Genomic DNA, 18,283 nt, shown 5'->3' with positions numbered 1-18,283 from the left:
TAGTTGCATTGGCTTGCATCATGATTACTTATGTAGGTATCTACGCCTACAAACATATCAAAGAAGATTCTGCAAAGGCGGATCAGGGGATAAACAACAAGGCGGTATGATCAGCTTTGATCTCCAGCGAAATATCCGCGAACATTCCTTTTGGGGTCTTTTTTGGAGATTTTTCTAAATTACTTAACTGCACAGTACAGAAAGGAATTTGATTAAGTTGACTGGGGAAATCGATCTAATGAGTGAGGTTTGATGGGCATAGTGTTTGGTAGTGGTAGCGATGTTTAGTCGCTATGAAATTGCAGCCATAAAAAAAGCCCCAGATGTGGGGCTTTTTTCATTACTAAATAGTGGCGGACCGGACGGGACTCGAACCCGCGACCTCCGGCGTGACAGGCCGGCATTCTAACCGACTGAACTACCGGTCCGCAGCTTCACAAAAAACCACAGCTACCTTGTGAGTAAGAGTGGTGGGCGGTACAAGACTCGAACTTGTGACCCATGCCTTGTAAGGGCATTGCTCTACCAACTGAGCTAACCGCCCAAGATTTCACGCTTTTCAGCGCTCACCTTGTTGGTGGCGCGTATTCTAATCATGTAAAACTTTGGGTCAACCTTTTTTTTACAGATTCTTTAAATTTCTCCTGAAAATTCAAAAAGCGGTTGCGAAACAAACACTTGTGATCGGTTTTTGCTCTTGGTGGCAAAATTTCCCGCTCTCGCTTATGAGTTGTTATACTCGCGAAAAATTTTCATCCAATGCCGCGGAAGCCTGTTTATGTGCGCAACTCTAATAAGACTTTGCACCTGTCTCGGATTGTTACTCCTCTCTTTTTCCAGCTTTGCCGCCATCGAAGTACATGAGTTTGATAACGATGTTGATCGCCAGCGCTACCAAACCTTTATTGATGAAATGCGCTGCCCCAAATGTCAAAACCAGAATCTTGCCGGTACCAATTCGCCCATCGCTGAAGACCTCCGGCGTGAGCTGGTTTTCATGATAAAAGACGGCAAATCGGATAAAGAAATTGTGGATTTTATGGTGGAGCGCTACGGCGAATTTATTTTGTATCGCCCGCGTTTATCGCCTGCCACCCTGTTGCTCTGGGGCGCTCCGGTCTTTTTACTGGTTTTTGGCGTAATCATGCTTCTACTTATAGTACGCAAGCGCCGTCGCCTTGATGTGGCGGTGGATGCAGGTCTGTCGTCTACTGAGCGCGAGCGTCTGGCAAGTTTGCTAAATCCCCCATCTAATAAAGAAACTGCTAAAAACGCGGATAAAAAATCCAAACAGGAGAAACAATAATGATGTCCTTGTGGGTTGGGGTTGCGCTACTGAGTGTGTTGGCGTTGGGTTTTATTTTTTGGCCATTGGTGCGTTACGGCAAGCAGCAAAATGGTCAGTCGAATGAAGTGGTTGCTGATCGTCTTGCTGAAAATGTGCGCTTGTTTCGCGAGCATATTGCGGAGTTGGAGGTGCAATTAACTGCAGGTCGTATCGACCAGGAGCAGTTTGAGCAATTGAAGTTGGAGCAAGAGCGTGCGCTGCTGGAGGATGAGGCCGATATTCGTGCAGCACAGCAGAGTCGCACCTTGGGCGCTGGACTCAAAACCCTCAGTATTATTGGCGTTTTGCTCATTGCAGTGAGCTGGGGGCTTTATCAGCATTTGGGTAGTAGTGCTGATGTAGAGATTCGTTTGGCGCAGGAACTCAAGCAAGAGTTGGATAACAAGGACTATGAGGCTGGCCGCAATCCTGATCCGGTGCGCGCGCGTGAAATGGTGCGGCTGATTCAGGCTCGCTTAGCCGATGAGCCTGAGCAACTTCAATACTGGTTTTTCCTTGCGCGTATGCAGATGGATTTGAATGACTTTGGCCAGGCCGTTAATGCCTATCAGCAAGTACTGCAGCGCGATGCCAGTTCCGCGATGGTGATGGCGGAATTAGCGCAGGCGATGTTTTTGCGCGATGACCGAAAGATGAGTCCGCCGATTACCGATTTGGTTGAAAAAGCGCTTAAAGCTGAGCCCGACAACACTATGGCGTTAGGCTTGGCGGGCATAGATGCGTTCGGGAAGAAGGATTACGTCAATGCCATCAAATACTGGGAACGCACTGTCAAGTTGACAGGGCAGGATTCCCCGGGTAGTCAGGCATTAGTTGCCGGTATTGAACGCGCTGCGACCCTGTATTTTGCTGAGGGCGGCACTGAAGCGTCGCTTGCTGCTGCTCGTGCCGGCCGGCAATTAACTATCAACGTTAGTTTGGCCGAGGGTGTGACCGCGAGCCCTGAGCAAATCGTGTTTGTGTACGCACGCACCTGGCAGGGTGCCAAAATGCCACTGGCGATTACGCGCGTATCAGTTTCCGAGCTGCCCAAGCGGGTAGTGCTGACCGAGGCTATGGCAATGACACCAGCGATGAGTTTGGGCTCGGTGGACAATGTGGAAGTAGTTGCCCGCATTTCGCAAGACGGTACAGCAACAGCAAAAGTGGGCGATTGGCAAGGCAGTTTTGGCCCTGTGGATATGAAGGCGGTACCGCCTGATGTCAATGTCAAGATTGATCAAAAAGTAACGCAATAATCCTGGTGCTTTAGCGAATTACCAAGTTTCTGGGTGAAAATTAAACAGACCGTCCGGCATTATGATTTTTGCTGGCGGGGGCGGGTGTAAAGCGGCACACAAATGTGTAGAATCCCGCCCTTACAGGTTTTTTTGGCATCTTTCGGGAATTTTATAAAAGCTAAAAAAACTAACAAAATCAAACAGCTAGGCAATGTGTGGTTGCTGGCGATTTATTTATTGAACAGGCGGGTTGGGGTAGGGCGCTCGAACCATACAAGCCTGATGAAATATGAGTGTATGGACCTATGCGGCTAAAGTGCATCAAGCTGGCTGGCTTTAAATCGTTTGTTGATCCTACAACGGTCAACTTCCCCAGCAACCTTTGCGCTGTTGTTGGCCCGAATGGCTGCGGTAAATCCAATATTATCGACGCCGTGCGTTGGGTTATGGGCGAATCCTCCGCTAAAAACTTGCGCGGCGAAAACATGACTGACGTTATTTTCAACGGCTCCAGCGGCCGTAAACCTGTCGGTCAGGCCTCTATCGAACTGGTGTTCGACAACTCTGATGGCACCCTCTTAGGCGAATACGCCGCTTTCACTGAAATCAGTATCAAGCGCAAAGTCTCCCGCGATGGTGACAATAGCTATTACCTTAACGGCACCAAATGCCGCCGTCGTGATATTACCGATATCTTCCTCGGCACAGGTCTTGGTCCGCGCAGCTACGCTATTATCGAACAAGGCATGATCTCCAAGCTGATCGAGGCAAAGCCGGAAGATCTCCGTGTTTATATCGAAGAAGCGGCGGGTATTTCCAAATACAAAGAGCGCCGCCGCGATACCGAAAGCCGTATGCGCCGCACGCAGGAAAACCTTGAGCGTTTGACGGATATTCGCGATGAGTTGGAGCGCCAGCTATCGCGGTTGCAGCGTCAGGCACAGGCTGCTGAAAAATACGCAGAGTACAAAAAAGAAGAGCGTTTGCTAAAAGCACAATTGCAGGCACTTAAATTCCAGCAGCTGGATCTGCAAGCGAAAGCCAAACAGGCAGGTATTCACGATCTTGAACTGCGAATGGAATCTTTTGTCACCGATCAAGTAAACAAAGACACCCAAATTGAAAAGTACCGTAGCCAATACACTGAGCTGGGCGATAAATTCAATGAAGTCCAAGGCCGCTATTACGCCATAGGAGCGGAGATCGCCCGCCTTGAGCAAAGTATCCAACACGCCAGTGAACGCGCGCGTCAACTGCAGGCGGATCTGGATCAAACCAGCCGCGACAGCAAAGAAGCTGAAGAAAATTTATTAATCGATACACAAAAAACCGAAGCCTGGGAAGAAGAGCTGTTAGAGCTTGAACCCGAGTTGGAAATGGTGAAAGCAGCGGAAGAAACCTCGGGCGAATCGTTGATTGATGCTGAAGAAGCAATGCAGCGTTGGCAGAATGATTGGGACAGTTTTAACCAGCGTGCGGCCGAGCCCCGCCAACGTGCCGAAGTGCAACAATCGCGTATCCAACATCTTGAACAAGTACAGCAACGTTTGTTGCAGCGTATTGAAAAGTTGCGCGAAGAAAAAACCAACTTACAAGATAGTTCGGAAGACGAATCTATTCATGAGTTGACTGAACAACTCGCTGAATTGGATTTGGTTGCCGATGAAAAACGTATGCAGCTGGATGCATTTGTTGAGCAGCTGGATAGCACTCGCAATGACAACAATCGTTTTGTAAATGAATTGGATCAGGCGCGCAGTCAATTGCAAAAAATGCGCGGCCGCCATGCATCGCTTGAGGCATTGCAACAAGCCGCAATGGGCGAAAAAAATAAAGCCGTCACCCAGTGGTTGGCACAAAATGATTTAACCAATAAGTCGCGCTTGGCTGATTCAATCAGTGTTGCCGATGGTTGGGATAAAGCACTTGAAACTGTGTTGGGCAATGCACTGCAAGCCGTCTGCGTAGATCAAGTCGATGCAGTGACTGGCTTACTGGAAAATCTCACCCAGGGTGAATTGGTGTTGTTTGATACCAATGCAAAATCAACCTCTGCTGCATCGACAAAAGCCGCATTGCTCAGTGCAAAAGTGACTGCCCCTTGGGATGCGCAAGGTCTGCTCGCCGGAATTTATATTGCGGATGATTTATCTGCCGCGCTCGCTTTGCGCAAACAGCTTGCCGCAAATGAATCCGTTATCACCCGCGATGGTATTTGGTTGAGTTCACACTGGGTGCGTGTTACCCGCGACACAGATGCAAGCTCGGGTGTAATCGCTCGTCGTCAAGAGTTGGAAGAATTAGCAGCTGCAATTGCAACTGCAGAAGAAAGTATTGAAACACTCAATGCCCAACTGGAAGAAGGGCGTGCGGCAATTAAACGCCTGGAGCAAGACCGTGAAATACTGCGTCGTCAGGTTGATGAAGAAAACCGCAAATACGGTGAATTGCGTTCACAATTAAGTGCCAAACAAGTTCGCATTGAACAAATGAATATGCGCCGCGAGCGCGCGGATAATGAAATCCGCGAGGCGCGTGAACAAATGGAACAGGAAGCTGAACATTTGTCCGAAGCGCGCATGATTTTGAGTGAAGCCATCGAGATGATGGAGCAGGATACCGACCTGCGCGAATCGCTGCTACAACAGCGCGATGACATTCGCACCGGTTTGGATACTGCCCGTCAGCGCGCGCGCCACGATAAAGATAAAGCCCATGAAATCGCCATGCGTTACCAATCGGTAAAAACGCAGTTGGATTCTATTCGTTTGGGTATTGGCCGTTTGCGTGAACAGGCTTCACGTTTGCAAGAGCGCCGTGAGCAATTGCTAGCCAGCATTGCCGATAACCGCGATCCGGTTGAGGAATATAAGCTAGAGTTGGAAGCCAGTTTATCCAAGCGTCTCTCGGTTGAGGCTTCCTTGGCTGAGGCGCGCCGCGCCTTGGAAACTGTCGAGCATGAATTGCGCAACTCCGAACAGGCACGCAACCGAGCTGAACAGGAAGTGCAGGCCGTGCGCGCGCATTTGGAGCAAGAGCGGTTAGCTGCACAAATGTTTGAAGTGCAACGCGCAGGTATCGTTGAGCAATTACAAGAAGAAGAATTAAACCTGGATATTATTTTGGCAGAGATGCCAGAAGGTACCGAAGTAAAACCCTTGGAAGAAGAATTGGAAAGTCTCGCGGGTAAAATCTCGCGGCTCGGTCCAATTAACCTGGCGGCAATTGACGAATATAAAACAGAGTCCGAGCGCAAAAATTATCTGGATGCACAAAATGCTGATTTGATGGAAGCGCTTGAGACTTTGGAAAATGCGATTAAACGCATCGACCGCGAAACCCGTACACGTTTTAAAGAAACCTTTGACCAGGTTAACAAAAGTTTGCAGGAATTATTCCCCAAAGTATTTGGCGGTGGTCACGCCTATCTTGAATTGACTGGCGAAGAGTTGCTCGACACTGGTATTACGATTATGGCGCGCCCTCCGGGCAAGCGTAACAGCACTATTCATTTGTTGTCTGGTGGTGAAAAAGCGTTAACGGCGATTGCGTTAGTATTTTCGATTTTCCGTTTGAATCCTGCACCTTTCTGTATGCTCGACGAAGTTGATGCGCCGCTTGATGACGCCAACGTTGGTCGTTACGCGCGTATGGTTGAAGAGATGTCGGCACAAGTGCAGTTTATTTACATCACGCACAATAAAAATGCGATGGAAATGGCACACCAATTGTTAGGCGTTACCATGCACGAGCCGGGTGTTTCGCGTTTGGTCACAGTAGATGTGGACGAAGCCGCAGAATTAGCTGCGGTTTAAACATTGAACTAATTAATACGGATAACCTTATGTGGAAAGATTGGGTCATCATTGTTGGTTTTTTACTGATTCTGCTGATATTAGCGGATGGGATCAGGCGCAAGCGCAACGAGCGCAATGGCAATATCAAGGTGTCGCGCTCGCTCAAAAAAAGTTTAAAGCAGCAAGCGGAATATGAGGATGAACCTCCTGCAGAAGCTCCTAGCTATACTAGTGAATTGCCGAATGGCGGCGCTCGTGTTGTTGGTCAGCGTGATCCTTCTGCGCGCGTCCCCAGTATTGAAAAAAAGCCGCAAGCCAAATCTTATTTGGAAAAGCATCAGCAACCTGAGCCAGTTGCACCGCCATCAAGCCTGCGTGCACAACGCGAGCCGCAGCAAACCAGTTTAAACCTTGGTCAATCGGTTCCGATGTTGATGGAGTCGGTTGATGATAACAAAGCATCTGCTGTTGCCAATAATGAGCGTATTGAGCCCAGCTTCTCTGCTTCGCGCGACGAAGATCTCAATGATGATTACGATGATCGTCAGGATGATGATTATGAAGGTGAAGATTATGAGCGCGATGATCATCCTTATACCCGTGAATTGGATGATGGCGAAGATCGCAATATTCTCGCGCAAGATGAAAGCGATTATGAAGATGAGCGAGATTTGAGTCCGGAAGAAAACGAAGGATTTGAAGATGATGAATACCGTCATGAAGAAGAATATGACGAGGATGATTCTGAAGAAGATTATGAAGGTGATGAGTCTCAATCTTCATCAACAGCGCAAAACAATTTTGCGGAAAAACAACCCGCAGAACCGGAAGAAGTTTTAATCATTAACGTCATGGCGCACAAGGGCGAAATGTTTAACGGTGCTGATTTGCTCGATATCGTTTTGCAGTGCGGTATGCGCTATGGCAGCATGGATATTTTCCATCGCCACAGCGATACCAAAGGCGAGGGTGCTTTGCTTTTCAGTATGGCAAACATGGTTAAGCCGGGTACTTTTGATCTGGATGCAATGGACGAGTTTGAAACGCCGGGCGTCAGCTTGTTTATGACGCTGCCTATTAATGCTGATTCTATGCAATCATTTGATTTGATGGCCGATACGGCGCGCGCCATAGCCGAGACATTGGATGGTGAATTAAAAGATGAACAGCGTAGCGTCATGACGCGGCAAACGCTGGAACATTGTCGCGAGCGCATTCGCAATTTCGAACGTATGCGTTTATTCCGTCGTCCAGCACCGCGCTAAATCGCAGCTCTCTTTAGTCATTAATCCTGCACAGGGACGTGTAAGAAAACTGCACGCTAAGGCATGAATCGCGCATCGCCCCAAGCCCGAATCATCAGGTAATTTAATTCATGTCTACTCTCTCCTTGTTCGATGATTTGCCGTCTCAGGTTGCCAAAGAAATTGCTGATTTGCGCAAACAGCTCCAGTATCACAATTATCGGTACTACGCGCTTGATGATCCACAGATTACGGATGCTGAATACGATCGCTTGATGCAGCGACTGCGTGAACTCGAAGCCCAGTATCCTGAATCTGTCACACCTGACTCACCGACGCAACGTGTTGGTGCTACTCCTTTATCAGCATTCCAAACGGTTGTGCATGAAATGCCTATGCTGTCATTGGACAATGCTTTCAGTGACGGTGATTTACTCGCATTTAACCAGCGTGTGCAGGACAGATTAAAAAGTGCAGAAGATATTGAATACGCCTGTGAATTGAAGCTTGATGGTATCGCTGTGAGTTTGTTGTATCGCGATGGTTTATTAGTGCGCGGTGCAACCCGTGGTGATGGTACTAACGGGGAAGATATTACGCAGAATGTTCGCACTATTAATTCCATTCCATTGCGCTTGTTGGGCAGTGGTTATCCCGCCGTACTGGAAGTGCGCGGCGAAATTTATATGCCCAAAGCGGGATTTAATGCTCTGAATGAAAAAGCGCGTATGGCGGGCGAAAAATTGTTTGTCAATCCGCGCAATGCAGCGGCTGGTTCATTGCGCCAGTTGGATTCCCGTATTACCGCAAGTCGCCCGCTGGAAATGTGTGCCTATAGTGTCGGTTGGGTTGATGGCGGTGAATTACCTGAAACCCATAGCGGAATTTTGGCTGCTTTAAAAAACTGGGGCTTCTTAACCAATCGCGAAACCCGTGTTGCAAAAAATATTCAGGAAGCGTTGGGATTCTATCGGCGCATTGGCGAAAAACGTGATGCATTGGCTTACGATATTGATGGTATTGTTTTTAAGGTCAATTCCCGTCTGTTACAGGATACATTAGGTTTTATTTCTCGCGCGCCGCGCTGGGCAATTGCTTATAAATTTCCCGCACAAGAAGAGTCGACAATATTGCTTGACGTTGAATTCCAGGTGGGCAGAACCGGCGCCGTCACTCCCGTAGCGCGGTTACAGCCTGTGTTTGTCGGCGGTGTTACTGTTTCCAATGCAACCTTGCACAATCGTGATGAAATTAATCGCCTTGGAATAAAAATTGGCGATACGGTTATCGTGCGTCGCGCGGGTGATGTGATTCCGCAAATTGTGCAGGTTGTGGAAAGTAAGCGCCCGGTTGATGCACGCGATATCCTTTTCCCGGAACATTGTCCGGTATGTAATTCCCCTGTAGAAACTGTTGCGGATGAAGCGGTTGCACGTTGTTCCGGTGGTTTGGTGTGCGCAGCGCAGCGCAAAGAGGCGATTAAGCATTTTGCCTCGCGCAAGGCCATGAATGTGGAAGGGCTTGGCGATAAGTTGGTTGAGCAGCTGGTTGATTTGGGTTTGGTTAATAATCTGGCCGATATATATTCGCTCACTCGCGAACAATTATCCGCTATGGAGCGCATGGGCGATAAGTCGGCGGATAATATTCTCGCGGCATTGGAAAATTCAAAAAAAACTACCTTGGCAAAATTTATTTATGCGCTGGGAATTCGCGAAGTGGGGGAGTCTACTGCGCGCAATTTTGCCAATTACTTCGGTAGTTTTGAGGCTATGGCTGCTGCGGATCAGGAGGTATTACAGCGAGTGCCTGATGTTGGTCCAGTCGTCGCGCATTTTGTCGCCGAATTTTTTGAACAAGAATCCAATCGCGTTGCAGTTTCTGCGCTGCGCGCTGCGGGAATTCACTGGGATAACATTGAAGTTGCAAGCCCAGACGCCTTGCCTTTAAACGGGCTGACCTATGTATTGACCGGCACGCTAGAGGCGTTATCACGCGACGATGCCAAGGCACATTTGCTCGCATTAGGAGCAAAAGTGGCAGGCAGTGTTTCTGCCAAAACAGATTATGTTGTCGCAGGTCCGGGGGCTGGCTCCAAGCTCGCCAAGGCAGAGGAGTTGGGTTTAAAAGTAATGGACGAGGCAGGGTTGCTTGAGTTGTTGCGTGAACACGGGCGGCAGATATAAATGATGTATTCGACGTGTAAAATTTTTGTATTGGGTATGCTACTGGCACTGGCGGGCTGCTCCAGTTTACCACCGGCAAATTCCAATAATATCTGCGATATTTTCGATGAAAAACCTTCTTGGTACAAAGACGCCAAAAAAGCTGAGAAGCACTGGGGATCTTCGGTGCCAGTTATGATGTCGATCATGTATCAGGAATCCCAGTTCAAGCACAATGCACGGCCGGCACGCACTAAAATTTTATGGGTGATTCCAGGGCCTAGGCCGAGTGATGCTTTTGGTTATCCGCAAGCTAAAGACGATGTTTGGGATGAATACCAGGATCAGAGTGGCAACGGATGGTCGCGGCGCGATAATTTTGGCGATGCGATTGATTTTATTGGTTGGTACAACAAGCAAAGCCAAAAGCGGAGCAGAATTGGTTTGAATGATAGCTATAACCTTTATCTGGCGTATCACGAAGGGCATGGTGGTTATAATCGTGCAACCTATCGTAAAAAAAATTGGCTAATGAATACCGCGCGCAAAGTGGAAGACCGTTCCCAGCAATACGAATATCAATTGCGCAACTGTGAAGAGCGTTTTAAAGGCAGTTGGTGGTGGCCGTTTTAATATAGTTTGAATGAAATCCTGTTAGTCGATAACCAATATCGGAGTGGGTATGGATCAAGAATCAATTGTTTACGGTTGTATTAAGGATGTATCCCCGTCTATGGTGGAATCTGAGCGTATTCGGATAAACCGCGCGGCGATGTTGTCGCTACCGCACGCAGATGAGTGGCCCTTTTTAAGTCAGGAAATGTTTTCAATTCCTAGTGTGGATTCACCATTTTTTAATTATCAAACCGAAGTTATGCACTTCGGGGCATCTTACAAAGCTGTTGAATACGAATGGGATCAATGGATCGCACAATTTGAATCCCTGCTTAGCCGTATGTATTGGGTATCGGCCACAGTGCATTTGGAGACGGAATTGTCTGGCACCCACACCTTTACTTGGGAAGCGAATGGCAATTTCCACAAGCCGGGCTCGGGTGATATGCGTGTGCGCTGTGAATGGAGCCATGAAGGTTCGCTGAGTATTTAAATTATTTTTTGATTGGGTATTTAAATTCATTTTTGATCAGGCATTTATTTATGCAAATCCCTTTAACGACACCGGATTTTCGCTTTCGTCGCCTGCGTAAAACCGCTGCATTGCGTGAGCTGGTGCGCGAAACTCATCTGCGGATGAGCGATTTTATTCTGCCGATTTTCATCGAAGAAGGAATCACTGCGCCTGTAGCCATTAAATCCATGCCTGATGTGTATCGCTACCCGGAAGATCAGCTGGCGGAAATCGTAAAGCGCGCCTGGAGCAAAGGGATCAAGGCAGTCATTTTATTTGGTGTCTCCACGCACAAAGATGACGAAGGTTCCGATACCTGGTGCGAGCACGGTTTGCTAGCGCGTATGATTCGCACCGCAAAACAAGCGCAGCCGGACATGCTGGTGATTAGCGACAATTGTTTTTGTGAATACACTGACCATGGCCACTGCGGTGTAGTGGCGCATGACGATGTTGATAATGATCAGACACTGATGAATTTGCAAAAACAAGTGGTGCTTGCTGCGCAAGCGGGTGTTGATATGATCGCCCCATCAGGCATGATGGATGGCATGATCAGCGCCATTCGTGAAGCGCTGGACGCTGCAGGTTTTACGCATATTCCGGTGATGTCTTACTCCACCAAATTTGCCTCGGCATTTTACGGGCCGTTCCGGGATGCGGTTGATAGCAGTTTTAAAGGTACGCGCAATACTTATCAAATGGACCCTGCAAATGCCCGTGAAGCGCTTGCTGAATCCATGCAGGATGAAGCTGAGGGTGCGGATATTCTCATGGTTAAACCCGGCATCGCTTATCTTGATGTGCTGGCGCATATCCGCGCGAATTCTGCGCGTCCACTTGCGGTTTATCATGTAAGTGGTGAATACGCCATGATCAAAGCCGGTGCGGCGGCCGGTGTAATTGATGAGAAAGCCATAGTGCTGGAAATCATGACCGCATTTAAACGTGCGGGCGCCGATTTAATTATTACTTACTACGCAGAAAAGCTGGCCGACTGGCTTTAATGCTTATTGATGGACATTCAACCCATGATGAATTTTTTTCGCGAACAAAAATTACTTACCGGTTTGTTGTTGGGCAGTTTGTTAGTGCTCTTGCTCGGTGTTGGTTTAATCATCTATTCAAATAATGCGGCCAAAGAAGCAGCACAAACAGAAGCGACTTTGCAGCGCTTGAATGTGATTGCCAATAGCGCGAGTGAGGAGTTGCAAAAAACCGTCGTGTACGCTGATGTACCTATTACCGATGTAAAACCGGAAGATTCTGTTGCGAAAGTATCGGCATTAAATGGCCGTATTCCAGAAGAGGGCAGCGCTGATTGGTGCGAGGTAATGATGGTTAAAGATGCTAAAGATTGGACCAAAGAAGAGCAGTCGCTGTTTGCTAAAAACTGCATCTAATGTTGTTATCTATTTGCCGCTTTATTCTTTGTGAAAATTCCTGATGTTTTTTAGCGATTCCCGTCAGCACTTTTTTAATCCACTCACGGGTAAATACCGTGAGCTGGTGGCGGAGTGCCTGCGCCTGTTATACCAACGCCTGTATACCGATTTGCGCGATTATGGCCACGCCATGAACCGCGAACAGTTAGTGGATATTTTTAAAGAGGCGATTGCCCGCGCGCCTATTCTTGATGCCGATGTCAGTGATCCAGATGATACTAGCGAAGGCCGCTTTAAAACCCAGCGCGATCTTGCCAGTTTTATTATCAATCGCCTGATTGAAAATGGTTGGTTGGAAAAACAAGTTGATGAAACCAGCTTGCAGAGCAGCTATGGGTTTAGCCGCATGGGGCGTTTGTTTACCCAGCCCTTTGCCGACAATGATGCCAATCAGTTCCGCACGCGCAATCGCAACACACGCAATACCCGCAATAGCCTGCAAGCCTTTTACGATCAGGGCGAGATCAATGATTTGCTCGATGCGTATGAATATTCCGAACGCATTATCAGCGACTTTACCGATGTGATTGCCGAGCTGGAAGAGCGCAAACGCCAGTTGGTGCGCGAGGTTGAGTCGCGTCAATTAATCCAACAGGCGAGTGACGAGTTTTTTGATTTTATGGAGACGGTGTTTAAGCCGGATCTGGAAGTTCGTTTATCTGCTGACAGCGTAGAAAAATATCGCGACCAAATTTCTGACATCGTCACCAAGATTCGCCGCAAGCGTAAATACGGTTTGGGCGATGCTGAAACTGCTGCAAAAGATTGGCGGGCGGTAATGGAAATCCGTTTGCGCAAAGCCTTGCCGCAAAAAGTGGTGCCCGGTATTTCGCTCCTGGAAACGTTACTGCAAACAATTGATTCCCGTTTAAAAAATGCCTGCGACATTATGTTGCCCGCATTGCGCCGTGCGCTTAATACCTTTACCCAGCGCGCCGACATTATTATTCGCCAGCTCAGTTACATTAATAGCCGCGGGCAAGATGATTTGATGGATATCTACCGATCGCTTGGCAATCTAACGGCAGAGCAGCAGGATCAGGTATTGCTGGAGCAGGGTGAGGCGATTGCCAGTATCCAGATAGGATTTATTGATCCCGCACAAATTCAATTGCGTGCGCCGCGCAATATCCAGGTTGTGCGCTCTATGCTTGATGAAGATAGAGCCCTTGATGCAGAAGCCCAGAAAGCGCTCTTTGTACAACAGGCATTGGATAAAGCGTTTATTTTGCAGTCCAGCAGCCTGCGCGATTACGTACACATCGCCCTGGTCCAAAAAGGGCAAATTAACAGTAGTGAGCTACAGGCAAAGAATATGCAGGAGCTGCTGAATTTATCCCACGCAATTGAGGTGGGCGCTGCAGCTAACTTGTCATCCCGTTATCGTTTTGCGATTACTCAAAACGCCGATTGGCTGCACGCGCAGCCCTTGGTCAATAACGATAAATATTTTAAACAGCGCGACGAGTTTGTGATTAGCTTGATCGACGATGGTGTAGAACATGAGTAATCAATTAGGTTCGTTGCTGCAAGAGCAACTTGAAAAGCATAACCTGAGCTTGGATAACTGGCGTGAACTGGTGCAACGCTTGTTGGATTACGGTGTGCTTTGCCGTGACGACAGCCAAGTGGAAGCTGAACTTTATGACCGCTTTGTTCGCATCCATGAATTAGTGAATGATTATCTCAGTTTGATGGGCGTTAGGTTCCAACATGATAGCCATTTCCGTTTTGTGCGCATATTGCCGCCCGGTGCGCGTTTGCCGGGTATGGATGATGAAAGTGACGAGCCATTCAACGCCGGTTTGCGTAGCCGGTTAAACCAACATGAAGTGGCGCTGGTGCTGGTGTTGCGTGCCGAATATGACAAGGCATTACGCGAAGGCAGTATTGATGAGCAGGGTTGCGCGACTTTATCGCTGGAAGCCATTGCGATGGCGATGAAGAGTTTATTGCGCCGCAGTTTGCCAGAGAATCTGGGTGAGCGTCGCCAGGCATTTAAACGTTTGCGTCAATTGCGCTTGATTAACTTCTTTGCTGAGTCCGATATTGATTCCAGTGAAAGCTGGATCAAAATCCGCCCGCTGATTATCAACCTTGTGAATAACGAATGGCTGGAACAAATTCGCAATCATCTTGCTGAAAACTTGTTGCTGGTTGATGAAGAAACCGATGGGCAAGAGCAAGATGAATCTGCAGAACCCAAAGCGCGTAAATCCGCTCCGCATTTGAACCGTTCGCTTTTTGCGGCTGAAGAATAGTTATGTACCTTAAAAAATTTATTTATGTTAACTGGGGTAATGTCCCCAATACCGAATTTGATTTTGGCCCGATCAATTTATTTTCGGGCGGCAATGGTTCCGGTAAAACGACAGCAGCAGATGCGATCCAGACCATCATGACCGCTGCCCATGACAATCTATTCCACTTTAACCCCGGTCAGGACGAATCCAGTCAGCGCGGACGCGGTGGAAAGTTGGTGCGTACGCTTGCATCCTATGTGTTGGGTTGCGATGACGGTGCTTATTCGCGTCCGCAGGGCTGCGATGGTTATTTGGCGGCGGTGTTCCATCCAACGCAAGGCGAGAATAGCGAACCGTTTACTGCCTTGATCGGTATGCGTGCCTTTTTGGAAACCACCGGGCAGGGCGCATCGCTGCAAAAAGTAGCGCGCCTTGATGATACGCAATTTTATATCCTGAGCGATGTTGAACTCAGTTTAAAAGATTTACTGAAAGAAGAGAAAACCCACAAGTACGTCGTGCCGCTAGATAAACTCTACGCCGGGTTGCGTCGTCAGTACGGGCAACAACAAGTTGAGAAATACGATAAGAAAAAATCTTATTTGTGTCGTTTGTACGGAATTTTGCGCGGAAAAAAAGATGCTATATCCGAACGCGAATCCATGAATGCTGCGCGCGCATTTTCTCGCTTTATGGCTTACAAACCGATTAAAGGTATCGATGAATTTGTAGCCAATGAAATTTTGGAATATCGCGACCTGGGCGAGGCGATCCGCACTGTTTCCACCATGTTGAAACGTATCCATACCATGGAAGCAGATGCGCGCACTCTGCGTCAGGGTATCGAGCGTATGGCGCAGGGGCGTCAGTGGTCGGATAATTTTATTGCCAACTGGTTGGAGCAGCAGGTGCTGCAATATTCGGTGGCCAAGCGTCGCTACACGGATTCGCAATCCCTGTATTTGGAAGCAAAACACAAACAACAATTATTGCGTGAAACCTCGGCAAGTCATCAACAAACGTTGGCGACCTGCGAAGCGCAGCGCGATGAGATTAATCAATTGATTCTTGCAGCTACAGCGCGCCGTTTGGGTGTGCCTGCACTGCGCGACAAGGATCAATTAGAGCAAGAAAAACACGCGCAAGAAAAACTCATCCAGACTCAAGTTTCTGAGTTGCGTAAACAGCATCAGCAATTGCAAACCAATTTGGAGGCAGCGCAGCAATTTGCCCAGGCTCTGCGCCAGACCTCTATTGCAGTTGAATTGCCTGCATTAAAAGAAACGAGTCTGGCCAATTTGGTAAAAATGCTGTGCAGTGAAACAGACACTCTGGATATTCACCAGTTGCTAAACCGCGATCTGATTGAAGTGAGTCCGCTTGAACCGCAATTGGCGAAAGTGCTTGAGCTGCAAAAACAGCACAATGCTTTTGTTGCAACCTTGTTTGATGTAGATGCCAATGCGGCGGTATTACGCACCAATTTGCGCGACCAATTGGCGCAAGAGCGCGATAAACGCAAAGCGCAGGCAGAACGTTTGCAAAAACAAACGGAAGTGAAGCGTCGTGAAATTCAAACGCTGGAATCCCGTCAAGTCAGCTATCCAGGTTTTGTGCGCGCAGCGCTGGATGCAATTGCGGCGCAATGTCCCAAAGCCGATGCGCGCGTGCTGTGCGATTATGTGGATGTGATTGATCGCGAATGGCAAGCAGCAATTGAAGGTTATATCGGCGCAGCGCGTTTCGGTATTATCGTTGAAGCAGAATATGAAGCGGAAGCTATTGCGATAGTGCGCAATATGGCGGGGCAGGGCAACCGCGCACGTATTATCCAGGGTGAAAAAGCGCGCAAGGATTTGGATAAAACCAATGACGTTCCTGCTAACTCAATTATTCAGGTAATGACTTTCTCGCATGCCACTGCAGAGGCTTACATCAAAGCCAGCTATGGCTATGTACAGCGAGTGGAAAACGCCAAAGAGTTAAAAAATACCCGCCGTGGCATTACGAAAGATGCAATGGGTTCCGGAAATTACGCCATGTTCCGCTGTGATATGGCTGACTCCGAATTGGTATTCGGCCAGGGTGCCCGCGAACGCGCGCTGGAAGCCAAGCGCAATGAATTCCATGCATTGGTAAGTGAATGGCAGGCCTCGACAACTTACGCCGAAGAGACACAAGAATTATTATTGGCAATCGATAAGCTCAAACCGCTTGTCTACGCCGAAACATTGCAAACTATGCTTGCGGCGCAAAACAAAATCCAGGCGATTGAATCCAAATTACAACAGTTGGATTTAAGTGATACCAAGGCATTGGAGGCTGAATTGCAGGAGTTGCAACGGCGTTTGCAGGACCAAAATCAGCTTTATGCTCGCTTGAATAGCGCGCAGGTTGATTGCCGTGCAGATTTAAAGCTTGCCGATAACCTTTGCCACAAGTTGGATGCAGAACAAGATAAAACCCTTGCTCAAGCGGATACCTGCGAAGCTAATGTGCAGGGTATTACTGCGTTTTGGCCGGAGTTTAATGCGGATGCCCGTTTGCAAGCGGCTGACGAAGCTGTGGCGCAACACAACGTCCAGTATTTTGAATCCCAATTAGCGGGTGTGAATGCCGAATTAAAAACTATTTTGCATCGATTGCAACAAGCGGCCATGGTGCACAACCAGTTTTGCGCAACCAGCGATGCGATTTTGTTCGACATTGATTACAATGATGATTTGGGTAGTGCGAATTTCCGTGCTATCTGCGATATGCGTCGCCAGTTTGATGCGCTCTATAATCGCGATAAAAACCACATTCTTGCTCAACGCCATCAAGAGATTGAATCCCTGCGTGAAAGTTTCAATAACGCCTTTGTGACCAATCTCTGTCATTCGATTTACCAGGCAATCAACGACGGTAAAAAAATCCTCGAAGAGTTAAACAAAGAGCTGGAGCATCATCGCTTTGGTGCTGACCGCGAACGATTCCGTTTTGATTGGGAGTGGGTTCCGGAATTTAAAGACTATTGGCAGTTCTTCAAGGCAGTCATTGATAGCCCAAGCTTGGATGAAGGTGAAACCCTGTTCAACATGAAGCTCGATGAGAAACACCAGAAAGTGCGCGAGCGCTTGATGACAATGTTGCTCGATGAGGATGAACAAAAAGCCCTGCGCGAATTAACGCGTATTGCGGATTATCGCAATTATCGCCGCTATGAAATTTATAAGGAACCGGAAGGCAAGGCGCCAATTGCGCTGAGCCAATACGGTACTGGTTCCGGTGGGCAGTTAGAAACGCCTGCGTATATCATCCGCAGTGCGGCCATTACGTCGGCATTTCGGTTTAATGAAGGTAACAGCCATTTGCGTATGGTATTGGTGGATGAAGCTTTTTCCAAAATGGATGAACACCGCTCGCGCGAAGTAATTAACTATTTAACCGAGAGCCTTGGTTTGCAGCTGCTATTTATTATGCCGAGTAGCAAATCCGGCCCCTTTATGGATTTGATTTCCAACCAATTTGTATTCAGCAAATGCCCAACTGCTGAACCGGTCGGCGAATTAAAAAGCCGTGTGATGCTGGATCGCCAAGTTTGTGATCAGGAGAAAATTAAGAAGCTGATGGCCAACCATCGCCGCGCTATTCGTCAACAGGCAGCCTTGGATTTTATGCTTGAAGTGGAAGGTTAGCGATGCCCGATGCGG

At 48.1% G+C, this 18,283-nt stretch carries 12 protein-coding genes and 2 tRNA genes; 12 read left to right on the top strand and 2 right to left on the bottom strand.

Annotation, left to right across the window (positions count from 1 at the left end; genetic code table 11):
* Positions 1–351: 351 nt before the first annotated feature.
* Positions 352–428 (bottom strand) — tRNA-Asp (locus tag B4E62_RS13740).
* Between the two features lie 40 nt (positions 429–468).
* A tRNA-Val gene (locus B4E62_RS13735) sits at positions 469–544 on the bottom strand.
* A gap of 234 nt (positions 545–778) precedes the next feature.
* Between B4E62_RS13735 and B4E62_RS13730 the strand changes: the two genes are divergently transcribed.
* The 12 genes from B4E62_RS13730 to B4E62_RS13675 all read left to right on the top strand — a co-directional run bounded on the left by B4E62_RS13730 (position 779) and on the right by B4E62_RS13675 (position 18,268).
* Positions 779–1,306, top strand: coding sequence for a cytochrome c-type biogenesis protein (locus B4E62_RS13730; RefSeq protein ID WP_331352436.1), 528 nt, complete (start codon positions 779–781; stop codon positions 1,304–1,306).
* Positions 1,306–2,586 (top strand): c-type cytochrome biogenesis protein CcmI, encoded by a 1,281-nt coding sequence (gene ccmI / locus B4E62_RS13725; RefSeq protein WP_331352435.1) that lies wholly within the window; start codon positions 1,306–1,308, stop codon positions 2,584–2,586. Before B4E62_RS13730 ends, ccmI begins: the two co-directional genes overlap by 1 nt.
* Positions 2,587–2,873: 287 nt before the next feature.
* On the top strand, positions 2,874–6,383 hold the full coding sequence (smc, locus tag B4E62_RS13720) for a chromosome segregation protein SMC (protein WP_331352434.1): 3,510 nt from the start codon (positions 2,874–2,876) through the stop codon (positions 6,381–6,383).
* Between the two features lie 29 nt (positions 6,384–6,412).
* Positions 6,413–7,630 carry a cell division protein ZipA gene (gene zipA / locus B4E62_RS13715; RefSeq protein WP_331352433.1) on the top strand — a complete coding sequence of 406 codons (1,218 nt, stop codon included), beginning with the start codon at positions 6,413–6,415 and terminating at the stop codon, positions 7,628–7,630.
* A gap of 110 nt (positions 7,631–7,740) precedes the next feature.
* Complete coding sequence (ligA, locus tag B4E62_RS13710) at positions 7,741–9,795, top strand: NAD-dependent DNA ligase LigA (RefSeq protein WP_331352432.1); 2,055 nt, start codon at positions 7,741–7,743, stop codon at positions 9,793–9,795.
* Positions 9,796–10,407 carry a hypothetical protein gene (locus B4E62_RS13705; RefSeq protein WP_310070362.1) on the top strand — a complete coding sequence of 204 codons (612 nt, stop codon included), beginning with the start codon at positions 9,796–9,798 and terminating at the stop codon, positions 10,405–10,407. It begins immediately after the preceding gene.
* 49 nt (positions 10,408–10,456) lie between these two features.
* On the top strand, positions 10,457–10,882 hold the full coding sequence (locus B4E62_RS13700) for a hypothetical protein (RefSeq protein ID WP_331352431.1): 426 nt from the start codon (positions 10,457–10,459) through the stop codon (positions 10,880–10,882).
* Between the two features lie 50 nt (positions 10,883–10,932).
* Complete coding sequence (gene hemB / locus B4E62_RS13695; protein WP_331352430.1) at positions 10,933–11,910, top strand: porphobilinogen synthase; 978 nt, start codon at positions 10,933–10,935, stop codon at positions 11,908–11,910.
* A 24-nt stretch (positions 11,911–11,934) separates the two neighbouring features.
* The gene (locus B4E62_RS13690) at positions 11,935–12,306 is read left to right on the top strand and encodes a DUF3012 domain-containing protein (protein ID WP_310070372.1); all 372 of its coding nucleotides are present in this window, start codon (positions 11,935–11,937) and stop codon (positions 12,304–12,306) included.
* 43 nt (positions 12,307–12,349) lie between these two features.
* Complete coding sequence (locus tag B4E62_RS13685; RefSeq protein WP_331352429.1) at positions 12,350–13,858, top strand: Wadjet anti-phage system protein JetA family protein; 1,509 nt, start codon at positions 12,350–12,352, stop codon at positions 13,856–13,858.
* Positions 13,851–14,609 (top strand): DUF4194 domain-containing protein, encoded by a 759-nt coding sequence (locus tag B4E62_RS13680; protein WP_331352428.1) that lies wholly within the window; start codon positions 13,851–13,853, stop codon positions 14,607–14,609. Before B4E62_RS13685 ends, B4E62_RS13680 begins: the two co-directional genes overlap by 8 nt.
* Positions 14,610–14,611: 2 nt before the next feature.
* Entirely contained in the window at positions 14,612–18,268 is a 3,657-nt protein-coding gene (locus B4E62_RS13675) for an ATP-binding protein (protein WP_331352427.1), read from the top strand.
* Positions 18,269–18,283 lie beyond the last annotated feature (15 nt).

Source organism: Cellvibrio sp. UBA7671 (assembly GCA_002483145.1).
GTDB classification, from domain to species: Bacteria; Pseudomonadota; Gammaproteobacteria; order Pseudomonadales; family Cellvibrionaceae; genus Cellvibrio; species Cellvibrio fibrivorans.
The sequence above is the reverse complement of the archived record's forward strand: the minus strand, read 5'-3'. Positions and strand labels throughout refer to the sequence as shown.

What these genes read in the sequence shown, in the direction of transcription:
- B4E62_RS13730 (WP_331352436.1), top strand. Translation starts at nt 779, where the DNA reads ATGTGCGCAACTCTAATAAGACTTTGCACCTGTCTCGGATTGTTACTC.
- ccmI (WP_331352435.1), top strand. Translation starts at nt 1,306, where the DNA reads ATGATGTCCTTGTGGGTTGGGGTTGCGCTACTGAGTGTGTTGGCGTTG.
- smc (WP_331352434.1), top strand. Translation starts at nt 2,874, where the DNA reads ATGCGGCTAAAGTGCATCAAGCTGGCTGGCTTTAAATCGTTTGTTGAT.
- zipA (WP_331352433.1), top strand. Translation starts at nt 6,413, where the DNA reads ATGTGGAAAGATTGGGTCATCATTGTTGGTTTTTTACTGATTCTGCTG.
- ligA (WP_331352432.1), top strand. Translation starts at nt 7,741, where the DNA reads ATGTCTACTCTCTCCTTGTTCGATGATTTGCCGTCTCAGGTTGCCAAA.
- B4E62_RS13705 (WP_310070362.1), top strand. Translation starts at nt 9,796, where the DNA reads ATGATGTATTCGACGTGTAAAATTTTTGTATTGGGTATGCTACTGGCA.
- B4E62_RS13700 (WP_331352431.1), top strand. Translation starts at nt 10,457, where the DNA reads ATGGATCAAGAATCAATTGTTTACGGTTGTATTAAGGATGTATCCCCG.
- hemB (WP_331352430.1), top strand. Translation starts at nt 10,933, where the DNA reads ATGCAAATCCCTTTAACGACACCGGATTTTCGCTTTCGTCGCCTGCGT.
- B4E62_RS13690 (WP_310070372.1), top strand. Translation starts at nt 11,935, where the DNA reads ATGATGAATTTTTTTCGCGAACAAAAATTACTTACCGGTTTGTTGTTG.
- B4E62_RS13685 (WP_331352429.1), top strand. Translation starts at nt 12,350, where the DNA reads ATGTTTTTTAGCGATTCCCGTCAGCACTTTTTTAATCCACTCACGGGT.
- B4E62_RS13680 (WP_331352428.1), top strand. Translation starts at nt 13,851, where the DNA reads ATGAGTAATCAATTAGGTTCGTTGCTGCAAGAGCAACTTGAAAAGCAT.
- B4E62_RS13675 (WP_331352427.1), top strand. Translation starts at nt 14,612, where the DNA reads ATGTACCTTAAAAAATTTATTTATGTTAACTGGGGTAATGTCCCCAAT.